Below are 20,187 nucleotides of genomic sequence, written 5' to 3' on the forward strand. Positions count from 1 at the left end.
TAACTAATTTACTTGGAATGAAGCATAAATTGCATTTTTCGCTTGTCCTTCCCTTGTATCTGCTGTCTCGAAAACGTTTTTCAATGGTTCTGCTGCTAGAGCCTTTATTTTTGAATGTGTTAAAAGCTCTATACAATAAATCGAAGTGAGCAGGATTCCTGCCGCCCGAGTAAACGGTGCTGACCAATTTTGTTTGCTCGGCGATTGCATCAATATCGCAGGATAAACAGGTTCATGCTATCCAGATTACTCCGGCTAATTCAGCCAAGAGAATTAGATTCAATGCAACCGAAAATGATTCAAACTATAAAACGATTCCATTTTCCATAGCTGTTGTGAATAATGCCGCGCGGCAAACTGAGTCCAATCAACAACAATCCGCAGCCTATGCTGAATATTAAAGCTATAAATTCTACGTCATAGATAAAAGGAGTAAACAATAAAGCTGCACCGAGCGGTATGATCAGATAACGAAAAGACCGACCTGATTCAGCCAGTGCAGTGACTGCTACAGTGAGTACCAGTGAGCCAATCAAATGATCCGCATTGGCCATGTTTGTGTCCGATCCCAGTGTTATGCGCGTAAACATTAACCAGGCGCCAATAAAAATACAGCAGGTCAGACTCCATGGTAATGTCACTCCGCCGCCCAGCATTTCCCTCGTGACTTTCAACGGGGATTGTGCAAATTCATTGTGCACGGGCTCTACTTTTCCATCATCGGTATCGCCTTGAAAAAAAATACGCAAAAATGGTCGTCCTTGCTTCTTTCTGCGGTATAGAAATTCACCGGTCGCTATCAGTTCGTCCAGCGAATACGGAATTTGTATCAGCATGGCTGCAGCTGCAATCAGACATAAGGTACACCATGTGCCAAGTATGATGGGTTGGATGATGATAAAAATAATAGAAACAGCACCCAATGGCACAATCATGATGCCGAATAGGATTACTAGCCATGGCATCGTGCGCCAGCGTTGAGATGAACCCATCAGCCCCGTCAGAATTTCTAGTGCATAAGTCATGGCCCCAAGCCCGGCATCCGGTACCGGCCATGCCTTGGAGACAGAGGATGTGATGATTTCTTCCGTGCCGTTTTTGGGATCGTGTGCATTTCCCTCAAAAAAAGGCTCCCAAACTGCGTCAATATGGCCCAATTGATAAGCGCATAAATATCGAGAGATAAAAAAACCAACAAATGCCAGAATGATAATGGGCAAACGCTGCAACCAACCGGAAGGTGAATAAGACCAGCCTGGGGGAATAGTAGGCCCGGTTTGTGCCGCGACGGGTGAGATACCGGGCGTGGGACGCGTTGCTATTGCAAGGCCCATCACCAGCATGCCGACAATTGAATCGTTAAGATAAGCTGCGGCTGACGGTGCCCAGAAAATTAACGGAGCGCCTAATAACCAGAGTCCGATAGCACCGCCTATCCAACGAGCAAAACCAAAACGCCAGGATAATGAGATAAACGATACAACGAGTAATACCAAACCAGAAATCACATCACTCCAAATCATGGCCTGAGACTCGTATCCCAAGGTAACAGGAGCAGTAATTAACCACAAAGCCAGCCCCATATTGAGAAAATGTGCCCAAATATTGTCGTGATGAGTTTGGCGATATTCAGTTTCGTGCTTGCGCCTTATCTGATCAGGATTCTCATCTTTCTCATCCGCCGTTTGCACCCAATCAGGTTGCATAATGCGGTTTCTTTTATACCAGGCAGCAGGATCGCGTTTTAGGTCTGCAATAAGCTTTTTCAAGCCATTATAAATGCTATGTTTTGGTTGCCATTCTAATAATGTTCGCGTTCGACTGGTATCAAGATCGTAATGGTCAGAGGCCAGATTAATCATGAACGGCTTAATAAATGGTTTTTCACCCTGATCAAAAGCATCAGGAACTATCGGTTCTGTGTGCTCTTCTAGCCAGGCTCCCGGTTTGGCGATAAATTCCGGGATGTTAATGGTCTGCCAGACTGTTTTGCCAAAGATCAAATGACCAATTCGGTTCTGTAATTCCTGATAATTCATAACCTCACTTTCACCCGCGAGCAGAATATTGTCTTCAGGCAATTTGTTGCGGCAATTCACTACCCGTAGAAATAAATCCACCATGTCGTCTTTATGGATAAAAGCCTGTCCTGCCAACAAGTCTCCGGTGTAAAGATGACTTTTAAATTCGCGCTCATAGATTCGAACAATTTGATGAGACAATGTCGGCACAGCGCTGTTGTCATCATAAAGACCTGCCAGACGTAAAATTGTGTAGGGGATCTTGCCGTGCTCTTGCCGAATTACCGTTTCCGCATCAGCTTTGGACTGCGGATAGATCCAGCCCGGTTGGATCGGGCTATCCTCGTTGATTTTTTGGCCAGGAACTCCTGGTTTGTGGACCAGCATGGTGCTGGTATAAATAAATCGCTCAACGCTGAAATCTTGTAATATTTTCAGTAAACGTCGTGTGCCCTCGACAGTTACGCTCTGATATAAAGGATTGTCTTCCCCAGTAAAATCAAAGTAGGCAGCCAAATGTATGACTGCAGCTATATGATTGCCATATTGCGCGCGTATTTTGTAGAAAGCGAGTTTTACCGAATCTTCCGAAGTCAGGTCGCAATCGAAACTGGCATCTGCTTTTTCACAGGGGTTAACATCCAATCCTATGACACGGTAAGTTTTTTTCAAAGCAGTGCAAAGCGTAGAACCGATATTGCCGGAAGCGCCTGTGAGGACAATAACTGGTTTTTGTCGATTCCTCATATTTCATTCTCCTAAATCAGAATTTAAGCTACTGAAGCTGTTTTGAATCTTTCATCCAAAAAATTCCTCCTTCATCCACTTTTTCAATCCATTGTCCCCAGTGTCACTTTTGCCTTTAAATCTCTTGAAGTTTACTTAGGTATCTTAATCAAATTTTGCTCGCTCTTTAGAGCGATGGAAGGACTTTAGTCTGACCAGAAATTCATCTTTTTCATGACTTTCCTAAACGAAATAATGTTCTTTCCAGTTATAGACTTTTGCAAAGCCTGAAAAGTTGAGTTATTCCATATCATTGTGCAACTGGCGGGAACCGAATTGCATAGAATCGGTATGCTTGAGCGTAAATCTCCGTGCCGTATCACTATAGTCCCAGCGTTGTACCATAGCTGTGCGTGATCCCTTCAGCATACCAGTGCTGCGAACTAAATTGACCGAGTTATTGGCACCTCTGCGAATGCGAGTGGATACTGCGGTGCCTGCCTGAGCTACCCATACTTGACGTCTCAAATCATCATAGTACTTATGTAACGGTAACACGAAGGGTAAATGGATATGCCCACCTAGTATCAGATCGGCGCCGGCATTAGACCAGTCGTATATTGCCGCCTTGTGTCCATGCAGCAAGTTGGTTATATCCTCTGCACGGGTCACGGCAACCGGCTGGTGAGTGACGACGATGCGCAATTGTTCAGCAGAAGCACGGCTGAGGCGTTGCGCCACGCGCTCGCGTTGATTGGCTGAAACCTCTCCATCAACATGACGCCAGCGACGGGTGGTGTTTACGCCGATCACCAGCATAGTGGGCGAATCATACACCGGCTCTAGTTCAGGGCCGAAGCTGCGGCAATGATTGGCATAGGGAGCTATGGCGCGATCAATCAGGTTGAACAGTGGAATATCGTGATTTCCCGGAATAATCAGGGTGGCGGGTGCGCTCAAGCGGTCAACAAACGAGCGCGCAGCTTGAAATTCTGCACGTCGCGCGCGCTGGGTAATGTCGCCAGACAACACCACCAATTCGGGCGGCATTGAACGCACCAGGTTTTCCAGCGCGGATACAACTTCGGGACGTTCAGTACCGAAATGCAGATCCGAGATTTGCCAAAGCATCGCCATGATGTGCTTCCAATTACTTTACGTCGGCGGGTGCCGGTTGCAGAAGATACAGTGCTTGATCAGCAGCTCGAAATTCGATCGGTGTGCGTAAATAGGTAATTTCACCATCGGTTGCTACTTTGATAAGCTTTCTACCAAATAGTGCCGGTTTGACTACGATACTACTGAATGAAAAGCATAATACATGTTCGGCTTCACCCAGTTGCCCCAGCGCGCCCCGCAAACCCAGTCCTATCATGGTTAACGTGTTGACCGGGCGGATCGCGATGGCCGTGAGCTCGCCCCTATCCGCTATGGATGTTTCTTCAATGCCGATCTGTTCCAGTTGTAACCGGTTATTACCGACGAATAATGTCGGCGTCAATAATGTGCTGATGTTTCCTTTATGCTCAATGGTCAGATTTAGCTGGCGATGATAACGCAATACTGTATACAGGCCAGATATCCATGCCACCCAGCGGTTTCGGCCAAGTTTTCGTTTGTAGATCTCGCGATCTTCGAGCAATTGCGGATATAGCCCTAAACTGGCATTAACCAAAAACACGCGGTCATTGACGAAACCGACCTGTATGGGGTAGGCCAATGTGCTTAATAATACCCGGGTAGCTTGGGCTGTATCTTCTGGCAGATTATGCGTCCGCCCGAAATAATTAAAGGTGCCTTGAGCGATAACGCCAAGGGGACAACCACTGCCCAATGTGGCTTGCACCACCGCGTTAATGGTTCCATCACCTCCTGCAGCCACTACGACTCCATTGCTTTCACGCGCCCGGCGAACGGTATCACGCGCCACGTTTGTGATAGTTTCGGAATGTGTTACCAAGAATAATTCGAATTCACGTCCCGCCTGCTTCAGTACGGTTTCAATCGTTTCACGAACAGTGACCGCCTCATCATTACCCGATGACGCATTAAGCACGATGAAAAGAGGTGCGGCAGGATCAACCTTTATGGGATTGATGACACTGGAATGATGCTGTTTTGTTTCATGCGCGAGTGTGGGTGTCGCCGTCATATGATTATTTCCAATATAGTAAGATATTTTCCGATGACTATTTACAACATGGCGTGGCTAACAGGACGCTGAAAAACAATCTGCGATGCTGCTACGGTGTTTGAAAACAGGCTAAGATGCTCATTTATTAAGCATAAACTGCGTTTATGCCTGTTTCTGCCTGGTGTCAGCTGCCTCGAAAACGGTTTCGACTGATCTTTTTAAGAATATCTTCTATGACGAAATCCGTATGTACGGAAGCCAACAAAATAAAACGGATGATTGTTTGATTAAGTCCGAGCGAGTGCATTAAAGTCGCCGCTGGATTTATTATCGGAACATCTTTGCGGGTGACGGTAAGGGCGGATCAACCCTCGGACTGGAAAAGTGCTGGCATTGACAACTGCTCAGAAGGCCTGCTCCACAGTGGGAATAGGCCTCCCAAGCATTTATGGTAATTGCTGTTCTAACTTAAACCCTGGCTGTTGTTGTAGGCGATATCAGCGCATTCCTCCAAGGAATAACTTGAAAACCTTGCGATTCCGGATAATATGATCACCATATCATCTAAAGTTGATCTATAGTCGTTACCTTCCGTTATCGCAGTAGATAGTAAGCCCAGCGCTCCCCACAGTTCATACATATAGCTGCTGACGCTGTCATGATTCTCATCAATATTCGATAAGTTTGATGCAGCTAGAAATTCTTCAATGCCATAGTCGTTAATGACAGAAAGAATCAGTATGTTGACAATGCAGTTGCCAACATCATTGCGGCAATCTTCTCTCATCGCGATTGAGCGGGATAACTTCCCTGCAGCTGAGATAAGCTTCAGAGCCCGGATCTTAGGGTCAAAATCCTTAGTCAGATTCCTTTCTTGTTCCAATGTGATTATTTTTTTCATTAAGTCGTTCATTAGATTTCTCCCGCATAGATTCTAAGATTGAATGTTTTTATTTAAGCGATTAATAAAATGCATGATTCATGAAGGCTTTTGCAGCTAAAACTTGAACACCATAATAATAATACGAAAATTACAGATAGAGATTATCTTGGTGCTAATTAGTTGGAAATTCCAGTTGGTTAATGGGGTGAAGATAAAAGTAATGCGCCATCACGTCAATGAAATTCGCCAGAATGCTGCAATTTCAACCTTCAACACCGTAGCAGCAATGCGGATAGTTTTTTAACGGCCTGTTTTAGCAAAATACCTCATCAACATAACCTTCGGCGCATTACGAAAAAAAGTTTTTGCAGAATAGTGTTTTGCCATATATGTACTTCTTCACATACTGGTAGAATCTGGCGGACTATTCGATATAGTACATTTAAATATATTATTGTATTTCTAATAACAAAAACATATGGCAATTAAGAAATCCGAGCTTTATTCCTCCCTGTGGTCGAGCTGCGATGAATTGCGCGGCGGCATGGATGCCAGCCAGTACAAGGACTATGTGCTGGTGATGCTGTTCATCAAATATGTCAGTGACAAATACGCCGGTCAGCCATTTGCCCCGATCAAGATTCCGCAAGGTGCGAGTTTCAAGGATATGGTGGCGCTCAAGGGCAAGTCGACCATTGGCGATGACATCAACAAGAAAATCATCGCGCCGCTCGCCACTGCCAACAAATTGTCCAGCATGCCGGATTTCAACGATCCGGAAAAACTCGGCAGCGGCAAGGATATGGTCGACAGGCTCAGCAACCTCATCGCCATCTTTGAAAACAAGGCGCTGGATTTCAGCAGGAACCGCGCGGAAGGCGATGACATTCTCGGCGATGCCTACGAATACCTGATGCGCCATTTCGCCACCGAAAGCGGCAAGAGCAAGGGGCAGTTCTACACCCCGGCGGGAAGTCAGCCGCATCATGGCGCGCATCATCGGCATCGATCAGGCCGAAACCACGGCCTCGACCACCGTTTACGATCCGACCTGCGGCTCCGGTTCATTGCTGTTGAAAGTGAGTGATGCCGCCAAAACGCCGGTGACGCTGTACGGTCAGGAAAAAGACGCCGCCACCAGCGGCCTGGCGCGCATGAACATGATCCTGCACAACAACCCCGGCGCCGAGATCAAGCAAGGCAATACCCTGGCCAACCCGCTGTTTCTCTATGAACAGGGTGGGCTGAAGACGTTCGATTACGTCGTCGCCAATCCGCCGTTCAGCGACAAACGCTGGGGCAACGGGGTCGATACCGTTAACGATCCGTTTCAGCGCTTTGATGGATTGGGCGTGCCGCCGGATAAAAACGGCGATTACGCCTACCTGCTGCATATCATCCGTTCGCTGAAAAGCCGTGGCAAAGGCGCGTGCATTCTGCCGCATGGCGTGCTGTTCCGCGGCAATGTCGAGGCCGCCATCCGTACCGCCATCATCCGCAAGGGATTGATCAAGGGCATCATCGGCCTGCCGGCCAACCTGTTTTACGGCACCGGCATCCCGACGTGCATCATCGTCCTCGACAAGGAAAATGCGCAAAACCGCAAGGGCATTTTCATGATCGACGCCGGCAAAGGCTTCATGAAAGACGGCAACAAGAACCGCCTGCGGGAAATGGATTTCCACAGAATCGTCGATGTGTTCAATAAGCAGATCGAAATCGCAGGCTATAGCAAAATCGTATCGTTCAGCGAAATCGAGAAAAACGAATTCAACCTCAACATTCCGCGCTATATCGACAGCTCAGAAACCGAAGACCTGCAAGACATCGAAGCGCATCTGCTGGGCGATATACCCAGGGCCGATATCGACGCATTGCACGATTACTGGGCGGTGTGCCCCAACCTGAAAGCGGCGTTATTCACCGAGGCGAAACGCAGCCCCAACTATCTGAGCCTGAAAGTCAGCAAGGACGCCATCAAGCCAACCATTTACGCGCATCCTGAATTCGTCGGCTACATGGCCGACATGAATCGGGTGTTCTGCCAATGGGAAAACAACACCACCGCCGCGTTGAAAGCACTGCAACCCGGTTTTCATCCGAAGGACATCATCCACAGCATCAGCGAAGCCTTGCTCGCCACCTACGAAGGCCGCGCCTTGATCGACCGCTACGATGTTTACCAGCACCTGATGAATTACTGGTTCGACGTGATGCAGGACGATTGCTACCTGATCGCCGCCGATGGCTGGCAAGCGGCCACTTACCGCATCGTTGAAGAAAAGAAAACCAAAGACGGTCAGGTCACCAAAACCGTCGATAAAGGCTGGACCTGCGATCTGATACCGAAGGCGCTGGTGATTCACCGCTACTTTGCCGCACAGCAGCAGGCCATCGATGCGCTGAATACCGAACTGGAAACGCTGCAAAGCCGGTTGCTGGAAATGGCAGAAGAACACGGCGGTGAAGAGGGTGTGTTTGCCGAACTCGACAAGATCAACAAAGCCAGCATCAACACACGTCTGAAAGAAATCAAAAACGATCCGGAAGCGATTGAAGAAGAAAAAATCCTCAAACAATACCTGGAACTATTGGAACAGGAAGCGGCGACCAAGAAAGCCATTCATGCCGCCGAAATGGCGCTGGATGTCAGTCTGCTGTCGTTCTACCCGACACTTACCGCAGACCAGATCAAACAACTGGTGGTCGACGACAAATGGATCGCCGCCATCGATAAAGACATTCATACCGAGATGGATCGCATCAGCCAGCGTTTAACACAACGTATCAAGGAACTCGCCGAGCGCTATGAAACCCCGCTGCCGCAGCAAAACCAGCAGGTGGAAGAGCTGGAACAGGCTGTGAACGCGCACCTGCGCAAGATGGGGTTTGCATGGAATTGAAACCGGGCTACAAGCAAACTGAGGTGGGGGTGATTCCGGAGGATTGGGATGTCTGTCAACTAAAAGATTTTGTTGATATTAATAGCGGCGAGAGTCCCTCAAAATATAAATTTGTCAATGAAGGTATTCCTTATTATAAAGTTGAGCAACTTAATGCAGGGGACAAATATATTGAAGAAACTCCGTATATGCTTAAGGTAGGAAAAACTGTGCCTGCTGGCAGCATAATTTTCCCAAAAAGAGGAGCATCAATTTTATTAAATAAAATTCGTATCTTGAAAAAAGATTCCTTTATGGATACGAATTTGATGACTTTGACAACAACTAATGGATTAGTGAATGAATATTTATTTTATTGTTTAGACTTCCAAGGATTAGCACAGATAGCAGACACTACCTCCATACCTCAAATAAATAATAAGCATATTAATCCTTTTAGAATTCCACTTCCTCTAACTACAACCGAACAAACCGCCATCGCCAGCGCCCTCAGCGATGCCGATGCCCTGATTCAATCCCTCACCCGCCTCATCGCCAAAAAACGCCAGATCAAACAAGGTGCCATGCAAACCCTCCTCAATCCTTATGAAAATGGACGGTTGAAAGCGGGGTGGATGGTGAAGAAGTTGGGCGAGATAACAGATTTATTGACGGGATTTCCATTTTCGAGCTTAGGGTATACGAATGAAGGAATACGATTACTAAGAGGCTCTAATATCAAACGTGGACAAACTGATTGGAACGATGAGATAACAAAATATTGGTTTTCAACGACTTCTGATATTAGAAGGTACGAATTGCTTGAAGGAGATATTGTTGTTGCAATGGATGGATCGCTTGTTGGGAGAAGTTTTTCTCAATTAAAACAATCAGATTTGCCTGCCCTGCTGCTTCAAAGAGTAGCCAGAATAAGGTCAAAATCTGAATCTTTTGATATAAATTACATTAAAGAGTGGGTGTGCTCTGAAATATTTACAAAACATTGTGATTCATTAAAAACTGTCACAGCAATACCTCATATAAGTCCAGCGGATATATATAATTTTGTGATAAATATTCCTGAGAAAAAAGAATTACAAACCCGCATCGCTACCATTCTCTCCGACATGGACGCCGAAATCGCCGCGCTCGAAACCAAACTCACCAAATACCGGCAGATCAAGCAAGGCATGATGCAAAACCTGCTGACAGGACGAATCCGGCTGGTGAAACCGGAAAGCAAAACCGGAGCGGTGGCGTGACCCTAAACCCGTTCAGCAGTGATGCTGTCGGCAAACCCGAACGGGCGACGCAAAACCGTATCGTGAAGTTGTTCTGCGAGCAATTGGGTTACATCTATCTCGGCAATTGGGAAGACCGACCGGGCAATAGCAACATCGAAGTGCCGCAATTGACGCGCTACCTGGCAGCTAGAGGCTACGATCAAAGCCAGATCAACAAGGCGCTGGATAAATTGCACAGCGCTGCCAACCATCACGGCCCGAATCTGTATCACAACAACAAGGCTGTTTATCAACTGCTGCGCTATGGCGTACACACTAAAACGGAAGCCGGATTGCCCACCGATACGGTGCATTTGATCGATTGGCGCAACCCTGAGCAAAACGACTTTTACATTGCCGAAGAAGTGACCGTGTTCGGCGAAAAGGAAAAGCGCCCGGATATCGTGCTGTACGTCAACGGTATCGCCATCGGCGTGCTGGAACTGAAAAACAGTCGTATTTCCATCGGCGAAGGCATTCGCCAGAGCCTGGTGAACCAGAAACTGGAATTCATCGAGAAATTTTTCAACACCATTCAGTTCGTGTTTGCCGGTAACGATTCCGAAGGGTTGCAATACGGCACCATCGGTACGCAGGAAAAGTTTTTCCTTAAGTGGAAAGAAGATGAAGCGGACAACAGCGGCTACAAGCTGGATAAATACCTCGCCAAAATCTGCAACCCGCAACGGCTGATCGAATTGTTGCACGATTTTGTGTTGTTCGACGGCGGCATCAAGAAATTGCCGCGCGCGCATCAGTATTTCGGCGTCAAAGCCGCGCAGGCGCATGTGCGCCGCAAAGAGGGCGGGATCATCTGGCACACCCAGGGCAGCGGCAAAAGCATCGTCATGGTGCTGCTGGCCAAGTGGATACTGGAGCATAATCCGCATGCCCGCATCGCCATCGTCACCGACCGCGATGAACTGGATAAGCAGATCGAGAGCGTGTTCAGGGATGCCGGGGAAGCGATTTACCGCACCCGCAGCGGGCGCGATCTGATCGCGCAACTGGGGCAGGCCAGGCCGCGCCTGTTATGTTCTTTGGTGCACAAGTTCGGCAGACGGGATATCGATGATTTTGATGCGTTTATCGACCAACTGCAGAGCCAGCCGAGCTACGCCATTGGGGAATTGTTTGTTTTCATCGATGAATGCCACCGCACGCAAAGCGGCAAGCTGCACAAAACCATGAAAGCATTATTGCCCGGCGCGGTTTTTATCGGTTTTACCGGCACCCCATTGCTGAAAAAAGACAAAGCCACCAGCCTGGAAGTTTTCGGCAAATACATTCATACCTACAAGTTCAACGAAGCGGTGGAAGACGGGGTGGTGCTCGATCTGGTGTACGAAGCGCGTGACATTGATCAGCGGCTGAGCTCGCAGCAAAAAATCGACGAGTGGTTTGCCGCCAAAACCAAAGGATTGAACGATTTCCAGCAAGCCGAGCTGAAACGGAAATGGGGCACGATGCAAAACGTGCTCAGTTCCAAATCGCGCATGGACAAGGTGGTGACCGATATCGTCGGGGATTTCAGCGTCAAGCCGCGTTTGAGCACGCAACGGGGTAACGCCATCCTGGTGGCATCCAGCATTTTCGAAGCCTGCCGCTACTACGAGTTGTTTCAGGCAACCGAGTTGAAGGGCAAATGCGCGGTGGTCACTTCGTATAATCCGCAATCCCGGGACATCACCACCGAAGAAACCGGGGCGAATACCGAAACCGACAAGCAAGTTATCTATAACACCTATGACGCCTTGCTGAAGCATATCAATGCCGAGCCGGGCAAATCCAGGACCGAAACTTACGAAGATCAGGCAAAAAAGCTTTTTGTCGACGAACCGGCCAATATGAAGCTGTTGATCGTGGTCGATAAATTGCTGACCGGTTTTGATGCGCCCAGTTGCACCTATTTGTACATCGATAAATCGATGCAGGATCATGGCCTGTTTCAGGCCATCTGCCGGGTGAACCGGCTCGATAGCGAAGATAAAAAATTCGGTTTCATCGTGGATTACAAGGATTTGTTCAAGAAGCTGGTGAATGAAAAAGGCACCGGCGCGATTCAGGTGTATACCGAAGCCTTGGATTACGATGAGTTTGAAGCCAGGGATTGCGATATCCTGATCCAGGATCGGCTGACCAAAGGCCGCGAGTGGCTGGATTATGCGCTGGAAGAACTGGAGTTGCTGTGCGAGAAAGTGGAACCGCCCCGAGGGGATCTGCAACATATGCATTACTTTTGCGGCAATACCGAAATCCCCGACGATCTGAAGGCACGTGAAGTGCAACGGACAGCGCTATACAAAGCGACCGCCAATTTGATCCGGGCTTACGCCAATATCGGTGACGACATGGAAGCCGCCGGTTACACCGCCGATGCGACTGAGCATATCAAGAACCGCGTGGATCACTTCCTTAAACTGCGGGATATCATCAAAAACGCGTCCAATGAGAAAATTGATCTGAAAGCGTATGAAGCGGACATGCGCCATCTGATCGACCGCTATATCCAGGCGGAAGAATCGGTGGTGATTTCACCGTTCGCCGATATGCCGATGCTGGAAATCATTGTGAAAAGCGGCCTCGCCGAGGCCATCGGTGCCATGCCGGATGGCATCAAATCCAATCAAGCAGCGGTGGCAGAAACCATCGAAAACAATGTGCGCAGCCATATCATCAAGAACCACCTGCTTGATCCGGCGTACTTTGAAAAAATGTCCAAGCTGCTGGGTGAAATTATTAAATTCAGAAAAGAAAATGCAGAGAAGTATCAAGAGTATTTACAAAAGATTGCTGATCTCGCCAACCAGGTTGTGGCCGCACAACCGGACGATACGCCAAAGTCACTGAATACCAGAGCCAAGCGTGTGCTGTATAACAATTTAGGCAAAAACGAGGCGCTGGTGCTGCAAATAAATGACGCGGTGATGGACAGCAAGCAGGATGATTGGCGTAATAATCCGGCAAGAGAAAGCGATATCCAACAAGCGATTTTTAAAATCGTGAACGATGTCGATGAAGTCGAACGGATTTTTGCCATCGTCAAGCAGCAAAGTGATTACTGAAATTGCAACCATGAGACTGAATGATCTTGAGGTGGAAGTTATTCATAAAAACATCAAGAATGTTCATTTGAGCGTCTATCCACCGGATGGCAAAGTCAAAGTCTCGGCGCCGGTCGCTATGTCATCCGATACCCTGCGGGTGTTTGTCATCTCCAAGCTGGGCTGGATCAAGCAACAACAGGCAAAACTTCGTGCCCAACAACGCGAGGCGCCACGGGAATATATCGACCGTGAAAGCCATTTTGTTTGGGGAAAGCGCTATTTGCTCAAGGTTGAGGAGAAAGACGCTCCACCGGCGGTTGAATTGAAGCACAGCAGAATGCTTCTATCGGTACGCCCTGGCACAAGTCCGGAGAATAAACAGGCTGTTGTTGCAGCCTGGTATCGTAACAATCTCAAGCAAACCATTCCGCCATTGATTGAACAGTGGCAACCCCGCATCGGGGTGCTGGTGCAAAGGTTTTACGTACAGCGGATGAAAACCAAGTGGGGCAGTTGCAGCTTTCATTCCGGCACTATCAGGCTCAATACCGAGTTGGCGAAGAAACCGTTGGCTTGCCTGGAATATATCGTCGTGCACGAAATGACGCATCTGTTAGAGCCTACGCATAACAGCCGCTTTATTGCCTTGATGGATCAATTCATGCCGAAATGGCGGTTTTATCGGGATCAACTCAATCGATTGCCGGTCCGGCATGAGGAGTGGGGATATTGATCTTGCTTCACAGCATCGCGCACTTTTGATTCCAGTCTGTTTTATTCCCATTGCAGATATGAACCGGTAAGAACTGCAGCAGTTCAATTCATATAAAACAGATGGCTGCCTGTCAATTATCTGTGCATGTCCAACGAGAATTAGAATTAGTATTTTTTGATTACTTTTTACGCTGGATTGGATATTGGATACATCGATAATGAAGAAACATTCGTTTTCATGGATTGACACAGATTTACGCATTAAAAACAAAGAAGCGATTATTATTTTACAGCTTATTGTTTTTAATGGCGTCCCCAAGGGGATTCGAACCCCTGTTACCGCCGTGAAAGGGCGATGTCCTAGGCCTCTAGACGATGGGGACCCAGTGATGATCGGTACAGCTTCGCTTTATTAAAATTAACTGGTGGAGATAAGCGGGATCGAACCGCTGACCTCTTGCATGCCATGCAAGCGCTCTCCCAGCTGAGCTATACCCCCTGAGCAAAGGAAGGGGGATTATACTGATGCCATGATTCATTGTAAAGAAAAGATCAATCCGGAATATTGCTCAGATGATTGTTAATGCGGGCAAGCGTTTCTTCGCGTCCGAGCAGTGCCAGCACCGCATCAATTGAAGGGGTATGAATTTCTCCGGTGACCATTACTCGCAGTGGCATGGCAATTTTAGGAAATTTAACGTCATACGCTTTGGCAATGGATTTTATTTCCTGATGAATCACTTCGCGCGTCCATTCAATTTGATTAAATTTTTCCAATAAACCGCTCATGATCGGTTTTGCTTCCGCCGTCAGGTGTTGTTCTTTTAATTCGTTGCTGGGCTCCAGAGGGCGGTAAAAGTATACCGCTGCATCGGCCAGTTCTTCGATGGTATTTACTCTTTCCTTGAGTAAGTCGACTACAAGCGCTAAATCGGGACCCTGATCAATTTGGCAATTGTCTTTTGTGAGGAATGATACTGTCAATTCAGCCAAACGATCATTATCAGCTGTTTTGAGATATTGCTGATTGATCCAATGCAGTTTTTCCGGATTGAATTTTGCCGGGGAGCGATTGATTGCGGTGAGATCAAACCATTCTACCAATTGCTCGCGGCAGAAAATTTCTTCATCGCCATGAGACCATCCCAGCCTTGCCAGATAATTCAGCAGCGCTTCGGGTAAATATCCATCCTCGCGGTACTGAATGACCGAGACAGCGCCATGTCGCTTGGATAAACGTTCGCCGTTTGCGCCCAGAATCATTGGAACATGTGCATATTCCGGCAATGGTGCGTTCAGGGCTTTTAGAATGTTAATTTGACGTGGCGTATTGTTGACATGATCATCGCCGCGTATGACCTGTGTAATATTCATATCCAGATCGTCTATGACCACACTGAAATTATAGGTTGGCACCCCATCACTGCGCAGTAACACCAGATCATCCAGCTCATTATTGGCAACTGTAATCCGTCCTTTGATCTGATCATTGAATGTGACATGACCCTCTAATGGGTTTTTGAACCGGATTACCGGTTTGATTCCTGCGGGCGGAGTTTTTGAGGAGTCACGCCAGCGTCCGTCGTAGCGGGGTTTCAAGCCGGCACTCAATTGCTGCTCGCGCATTTCTTCCAGCTCTGCCTTGGAAGCATAGCAATAATAGGCCTGGTTATTTTGTAACAGCTGCTCGGCAACCTCGTGATAACGCTCCAACCGCTGCATCTGATAAAAAGGTCCTTCGTCATAATCCAATCCCAGCCATGCCATGCCATCGAGAATCGCCTGTATCGATTGTTGGGTTGAGCGTTCCAGATCGGTGTCTTCAATGCGCAAAATAAATTTGCCGCCGTGCTTACGTGCATAGGCCCAAGAAAAAAGCGCAGTGCGCGCGCCACCAATGTGAAGATAACCGGTGGGACTGGGTGCAAATCGTGTGCGTACCATCATAATTTTTGTGTCAGTTGTTCGGCCGAAGATTTGAAAAGGAATAGTTTACGCGATTCTGTAAAACCGGTGTTTCTTTTGCCTGGACTATTGTAGGAACGATGCATGTTCGTTAATGCGTGCAGCTTAAAGCCTATTATAATGTGCGCAATTTAATCCTGATGATTTTTAATGGTTATGACCATGAAGTGTTTGATAAATGACTGACTTAATTCATGACCTGATTTTTGCCGCGGCGGAACGGTCGCCTGATGCTGAAGCATTGTCTTATCTAGATCAACGTATGTGTTATGCCACGCTGGCTGGGCAAGTTAAAGCCAGAGCAGGCGGGTTGCGAGCATTTGGCTTGAGACGAGGAGAGCGGCTTGCGGTATATCTCGAGAAACGTTTTGAGACTGTCATTGCATTATTTGCGGCGACGGCGGCGGGCGGTGTTTTTGTTCCGATTAATCCGGTATTAAAACCGGAACAAGTGGCTTTCATTATGATTGATTGTAACGTGCGAGTTTTGGTGACGTCGTTGGCGCGATTAAAATTGCTGCAAACTGCTTTGCTGTCTTGCCGTGATCTGCATATGATTGTGGTGGTCGATGCCAAAGACAAGCTTCCGGTTATAGCCGGTGTCGTTATTGTGAGCTGGATGGAGATGGAAGGCGTAAGTGAAGCGATGCCAACGATCGATAGCGATATGGCTGCGATCATTTATACCTCTGGCAGCACCGGGAAACCCAAAGGGGTTGTGCTTTCGCATCGTAATCTAGTTGCTGGCGCTAAAAGTGTGACGCAATACTTGCAGAACCGACCGGAAGATCGGATTCTGGCTGCGCTGCCGCTGAGTTTCGACTATGGGTTGAGCCAATTGACGACCGCTTTTTATGCAGGTGCAACAAGTATCCTGATGAACTATTTGTTGCCGCGTGACATTATCGCTATTGTAAAGGAGCGACAGGTTACCGGATTAGCAGCTGTGCCGCCTTTGTGGATTCAACTTGCGCAGTTGAATTGGGGAAAGGTGCCTTCGTTGCGTTATATCACCAATTCGGGTGGCACTATACCACGCACCACGCTGAGTCAATTACGCAACGCCTTACCGGATTCGCAAATTTTTTTGATGTATGGATTTACCGAGGCTTTTCGCTCAACGTATCTGGCGCCAGAAGAAATCAACCGGCGTCCTGGTTCGATCGGTAAAGCGATACCCAACGCAGAAGTACTGGTGCTCCGGGAAGATGGGTCGCATTGTGCGCCGGGTGAGCCCGGAGAATTGGTGCACCGGGGCACTCTAGTTGCGATGGGTTACTGGAATGATGCGGAAAAAACCGTAACCTGTTTTAAACCCATGAAGCCACTTCAAGCTGGCTTAACCCTGACTGAAATTGCTGCGTGGTCGGGTGACACGGTGCAAATGGATGAGGAAGGTTTTTTGTACTTTATCGAGCGTCGTGATGAAATGATCAAAACTTCCGGATATCGAGTCAGCCCGACTGAAATCGAGGAAGTCATCTATGCCACGGAATGTGTCGCTGAGGCAGTCGCTTTTGGCGTTCCGCATCCTATATTGGGACAAGCAATCGCTGTGGTGGTTACTGCCAGAGAAGGCATCCAGCCTGATGTTGATACCCTGTTAAGCACGTGCAGACAACAGTTGCCTGCTTATATGCTGCCAAGCCATCTTGAAGTACGGGAAGGAAGCTTGCCGCGCAATCCGAACGGTAAAATTGATCGTAAATTTCTTTCTCAGCAATTGCAGCGACTATTTAGCGGAAACGAACCATGACCCATCAATTATTGGAACATGCGTCACTTGCACAATTTTCTGTGCAAAACGATTGCCTGCAGATAGGTGGAATGGCACTGACTCGATTAGCGGATCGCGTGGGCACTACACCATTTTATGCCTATGACCGGAAAAAAATTACCGAACGAGTCGAATTGCTGCGCCAGAAGTTGCCGCGAGAGATATTGTTGCACTACGCGATAAAGGCCAACCCCATGGCGGCCGTGGTTCAGCATTTGGCAGGTTTGGTCGATGGCATGGATGTAGCTTCGATCGGTGAGATGAGAGTTGCGCTGGATACAGTCCTCGCCCCTGAAAAAATCAGTTTTGCCGGGCCTGGGAAAAAAATGCATGAGCTGCGCAGCGCGATTGCCGCAGGTGTGATTGTAAATGTTGAATCGCAGCAGGAAATGGAATTGATCGCACAACAAGGAAGAGATTTAGGTATTACTCCCAAAGTTGCAATCCGTGTTAATCCGGATTTTGAGCTCAAATCCTCCGGGATGAAAATGAGTGGCGGTCCCAAGCCATTCGGCATAGATGCTGAATATGTACCCGTTGTGCTGAAACAATTGGGTTTGCTGGGTTTAGATTTCATGGGATTCCATGTTTTTAGCGGTTCACAGAATCTGAGTGCAGTCGCAATTCAAGAAGCACATGAAAAAACCGTTCAGCTTGCTATCCAACTTGCTGACTATGCGCCATCGCCCGTGAAGCTGCTGAATATTGGTGGTGGTTTTGGTGTGCCCTATTTTCCTGGCGATCAGCCGCTGGATATTGCAGCTATTGGCGTCAATCTGCAGCATTTGATGCAGATAATAAAACAGCAGTTACCAAATGCCACGGTTGCGCTTGAACTGGGACGGTATCTGGTTGCTGAAGCAGGGATTTATGTTTGCCGTGTTTTGGAGCGAAAAATGTCGCGCGGGCAAGTCTTTCTCGTAACGGATGGTGGGCTGCATCATCATTTGGCAGCTTCGGGGAACCTGGGTCAGGTTATCCGTAAAAACTATCCCGTTATTATCGGCAACAAAGTTCAAGGTGCTACAAGAGAGATTGTTTCAGTAGTGGGGCCGTTATGCACGCCACTGGATTTGCTGGCGGATCAAATGCCCATGGCTGCCGCTTCCGTAGACGATCTGGTGGTTGTTTTACAATCAGGAGCTTATGGTTTGACTGCCAGTCCGACAGCTTTTCTTGATCATCCTCCGCCGATTGAGGTGCTGGTTTAGACTAGGCACACATTGCTTAAATTGTTCTGGATCAAGACTAATTATTGTACACATCAAAATTCATTATCCTGTGTCGATATGTTGTTTATTGTGTACAGACTAGCGTCTATATTGTAATTCTTCTGCTAAATGACAAAGATCGGTTGAATATTCCCTTTAAATATACTTAAATAATTGCAGCAATGAGTATTTATTACATTGTCGAATGTAAAAGTATTCGTTTTGAGCAATTGAAAATAGAAAATACACCGTAGTTCCCGTGCTTATTCGATTATGACGCTGCTTGGAAAAGGTTAATATCTCAACGCAATTAAATTAGACAAACTTATTATCATTCATTCTTATTTGAGTAACTAAGAATTAGTCAAAGTAAATATTCTTCAATATGGATAGAACCTGCTTCTAACAACTCAACTGGGTGATTCAATGAGTGATATGTATAATAATTTTCAGAAGTTTTTTGAAATTGTAGAAGCTGATACAAGTGAATTGCTTGAGATTGTTTATCGAATTCGCTATCAGGTATTTTGTGTAGAGCATGATTTTCTTGATGCTTCACAATACCCCGATAAAAAGGAAAAAGACAATTGCGACGATCATTCTTCTCATGTTCTTTTGCGATTTCGCTCTTCGGGAGATTTTATTGGTTCAGTCCGTTTGATATTGTTTAACCCCTTACAACCTGAAAAACTTTTCCCAGTGGAAATGTATACGCAACTTGATCTAACCCTTTGTAATATCAATGCACTGCCACGTCAACAAATTGCCGAAATTTCTCGTTCCGTTATTGTGAAACAGTTTGATAGGCGTAGAGGGGACCGTCGTGGATCAAGAGCAGAAGATGCTGCTCAAGAAAACCGGCGATCATCCGATAGACGCTTTACTGACAATAACGCAGGTAGAGAGCGTAGATCGTCGGATAGACGTTCTACGCCACACTTAAGTTTAATACTAATGGCTGCTGTACTGCGTATGTCAGTCAAACATAATATCAAGCATTGGATATCAGCTAAGGATCCTGCTTTGAATAGGTTGCTTGGTTATAATGGGTTGAGTTTTAGTCCGATTGGTCCACCTGTTAATTATCATGGTATACGCAGACCTTATTATGCAAATGTAGAAGAAATGCTAAATAGAATGTATAAAGAGCATCATGATGCTTGGGAAGTCTTAACCGATTGTGGCAAATATAGCCCTATTCAATCTAACTAATTGAATAGTGCTGAATCAGAAATCCAATTCTTGAATTTATTTCCTTTCTCTATTCATGTCCGATTATCAGGCCGGTTTTTGTTAAACCTTAGAGCCTGTTTTTGTTTTGTTCTAGCAATATGTCTTATGGGTATAAAGACTGAAGTTAGAGCAAATGATCATTATGAAATTGTGACAAATATAGAAGTACACGAGAAATCATTGTCAATCAATTCGTTGCGCTCTATATATAGTATGCATATGAAGACGTGGTCTGATGGCACCAAGATTAGGGTTTTTGTATTTCCCGATGACAATAAGCTGCATCAAAGTTTTTCCAAAGAAATACTAAA

At 46.9% G+C, this 20,187-nt stretch carries 11 protein-coding genes, 2 tRNA genes and 2 pseudogenes; 8 read left to right on the forward strand and 7 right to left on the reverse strand.

The genetic code is table 11. The annotated features are described in order from the left end of the window. Positions 1-299: 299 nt before the first annotated feature. The 4 genes from C7H79_RS14405 to C7H79_RS14420 all read right to left on the reverse strand — a co-directional run bounded on the left by C7H79_RS14405 (position 300) and on the right by C7H79_RS14420 (position 5,782). Entirely contained in the window at positions 300-2,768 is a 2,469-nt protein-coding gene (locus C7H79_RS14405) for a vitamin K epoxide reductase family protein (protein ID WP_106707969.1), read from the reverse strand. A gap of 279 nt (positions 2,769-3,047) precedes the next feature. Next, positions 3,048-3,884, reverse strand: coding sequence for a metallophosphoesterase family protein (locus tag C7H79_RS14410; protein ID WP_106707971.1), 837 nt, complete (start codon positions 3,882-3,884; stop codon positions 3,048-3,050). Between the two features lie 13 nt (positions 3,885-3,897). Beyond that, positions 3,898-4,899, reverse strand: coding sequence for a diacylglycerol/lipid kinase family protein (locus C7H79_RS14415; RefSeq protein ID WP_106707973.1), 1,002 nt, complete (start codon positions 4,897-4,899; stop codon positions 3,898-3,900). A gap of 445 nt (positions 4,900-5,344) precedes the next feature. Continuing rightward, entirely contained in the window at positions 5,345-5,782 is a 438-nt protein-coding gene (locus C7H79_RS14420) for a nucleoside triphosphate pyrophosphohydrolase family protein (protein ID WP_106707974.1), read from the reverse strand. A gap of 526 nt (positions 5,783-6,308) precedes the next feature. Here C7H79_RS14420 and C7H79_RS14425 point away from each other — a divergent pair. The 4 genes and pseudogenes from C7H79_RS14425 (at position 6,309) to C7H79_RS14440 (ending at position 13,709) form a co-directional block, all read left to right on the forward strand. Next, positions 6,309-8,667, forward strand: a pseudogene (locus C7H79_RS14425) (N-6 DNA methylase). After that, positions 8,658-9,908, forward strand: coding sequence for a restriction endonuclease subunit S (locus C7H79_RS14430; protein ID WP_106707976.1), 1,251 nt, complete (start codon positions 8,658-8,660; stop codon positions 9,906-9,908). The pseudogene C7H79_RS14425 and the gene C7H79_RS14430 overlap by 10 nt, the downstream one beginning before the upstream one ends. Next, the gene (locus tag C7H79_RS14435; protein ID WP_106707977.1) at positions 9,905-12,994 is read left to right on the forward strand and encodes a type I restriction endonuclease subunit R; all 3,090 of its coding nucleotides are present in this window, start codon (positions 9,905-9,907) and stop codon (positions 12,992-12,994) included. Before C7H79_RS14430 ends, C7H79_RS14435 begins: the two co-directional genes overlap by 4 nt. After that, a complete protein-coding gene (locus C7H79_RS14440) occupies positions 12,984-13,709 on the forward strand; it encodes a M48 family metallopeptidase (RefSeq protein WP_242447315.1) in 726 nt (241 codons plus the stop codon). The genes C7H79_RS14435 and C7H79_RS14440 overlap by 11 nt, the downstream gene beginning before the upstream one ends. Before the next feature lie 288 nt (positions 13,710-13,997). On the opposite strand, the gene C7H79_RS14445 is transcribed toward C7H79_RS14440, so the two are convergent. The 3 genes from C7H79_RS14445 to gltX form a co-directional block, all read right to left on the reverse strand. Continuing rightward, positions 13,998-14,073: transfer RNA gene (locus tag C7H79_RS14445), tRNA-Glu, on the reverse strand. A gap of 40 nt (positions 14,074-14,113) precedes the next feature. Then, a tRNA-Ala gene (locus C7H79_RS14450) sits at positions 14,114-14,189 on the reverse strand. A 53-nt stretch (positions 14,190-14,242) separates the two neighbouring features. Beyond that, positions 14,243-15,634: a glutamate--tRNA ligase gene (gene gltX, locus C7H79_RS14455; protein WP_172592457.1), complete on the reverse strand. Its 1,392-nt coding sequence runs from the start codon at positions 15,632-15,634 to the stop codon at positions 14,243-14,245. Positions 15,635-15,833: 199 nt separating this feature from the next. On the opposite strand from gltX, the gene C7H79_RS14460 reads away from it, so the two are divergent. The 4 genes and pseudogenes from C7H79_RS14460 to C7H79_RS18560 all read left to right on the forward strand — a co-directional run. Further along, complete coding sequence (locus C7H79_RS14460; RefSeq protein ID WP_106707982.1) at positions 15,834-17,411, forward strand: acyl-CoA ligase (AMP-forming), exosortase A system-associated; 1,578 nt, start codon at positions 15,834-15,836, stop codon at positions 17,409-17,411. Next, complete coding sequence (locus tag C7H79_RS14465; protein ID WP_106707984.1) at positions 17,408-18,643, forward strand: pyridoxal-dependent decarboxylase, exosortase A system-associated; 1,236 nt, start codon at positions 17,408-17,410, stop codon at positions 18,641-18,643. Before C7H79_RS14460 ends, C7H79_RS14465 begins: the two co-directional genes overlap by 4 nt. A gap of 426 nt (positions 18,644-19,069) precedes the next feature. Continuing rightward, positions 19,070-19,855 carry a PEP-CTERM/exosortase system-associated acyltransferase gene (locus C7H79_RS14470; RefSeq protein ID WP_106707986.1) on the forward strand — a complete coding sequence of 262 codons (786 nt, stop codon included), beginning with the start codon at positions 19,070-19,072 and terminating at the stop codon, positions 19,853-19,855. A gap of 126 nt (positions 19,856-19,981) precedes the next feature. Further along, positions 19,982-20,187, forward strand: a pseudogene (locus C7H79_RS18560) (hypothetical protein); the annotation flags it as partial.

This window comes from Nitrosomonas supralitoralis (genome assembly GCF_003011925.2).
GTDB lineage: Bacteria > Pseudomonadota > Gammaproteobacteria > Burkholderiales > Nitrosomonadaceae > Nitrosomonas > Nitrosomonas supralitoralis.

Excerpts from the sequence above, each read along its gene's own strand:
- C7H79_RS14405 (WP_106707969.1), bottom strand. The coding sequence starts at position 2,768 with ATGAGGAATCGACAAAAACCAGTTATTGTCCTCACAGGCGCTTCCGGC.
- C7H79_RS14410 (WP_106707971.1), bottom strand. The coding sequence starts at position 3,884 with ATGGCGATGCTTTGGCAAATCTCGGATCTGCATTTCGGTACTGAACGT.
- C7H79_RS14415 (WP_106707973.1), bottom strand. The coding sequence starts at position 4,899 with ATGACGGCGACACCCACACTCGCGCATGAAACAAAACAGCATCATTCC.
- C7H79_RS14420 (WP_106707974.1), bottom strand. The coding sequence starts at position 5,782 with ATGAAAAAAATAATCACATTGGAACAAGAAAGGAATCTGACTAAGGAT.
- C7H79_RS14430 (WP_106707976.1), top strand. The coding sequence starts at position 8,658 with ATGGAATTGAAACCGGGCTACAAGCAAACTGAGGTGGGGGTGATTCCG.
- gltX (WP_172592457.1), bottom strand. The coding sequence starts at position 15,634 with ATGGTACGCACACGATTTGCACCCAGTCCCACCGGTTATCTTCACATT.
- C7H79_RS14460 (WP_106707982.1), top strand. The coding sequence starts at position 15,834 with ATGACTGACTTAATTCATGACCTGATTTTTGCCGCGGCGGAACGGTCG.
- C7H79_RS14465 (WP_106707984.1), top strand. The coding sequence starts at position 17,408 with ATGACCCATCAATTATTGGAACATGCGTCACTTGCACAATTTTCTGTG.
- C7H79_RS14470 (WP_106707986.1), top strand. The coding sequence starts at position 19,070 with ATGAGTGATATGTATAATAATTTTCAGAAGTTTTTTGAAATTGTAGAA.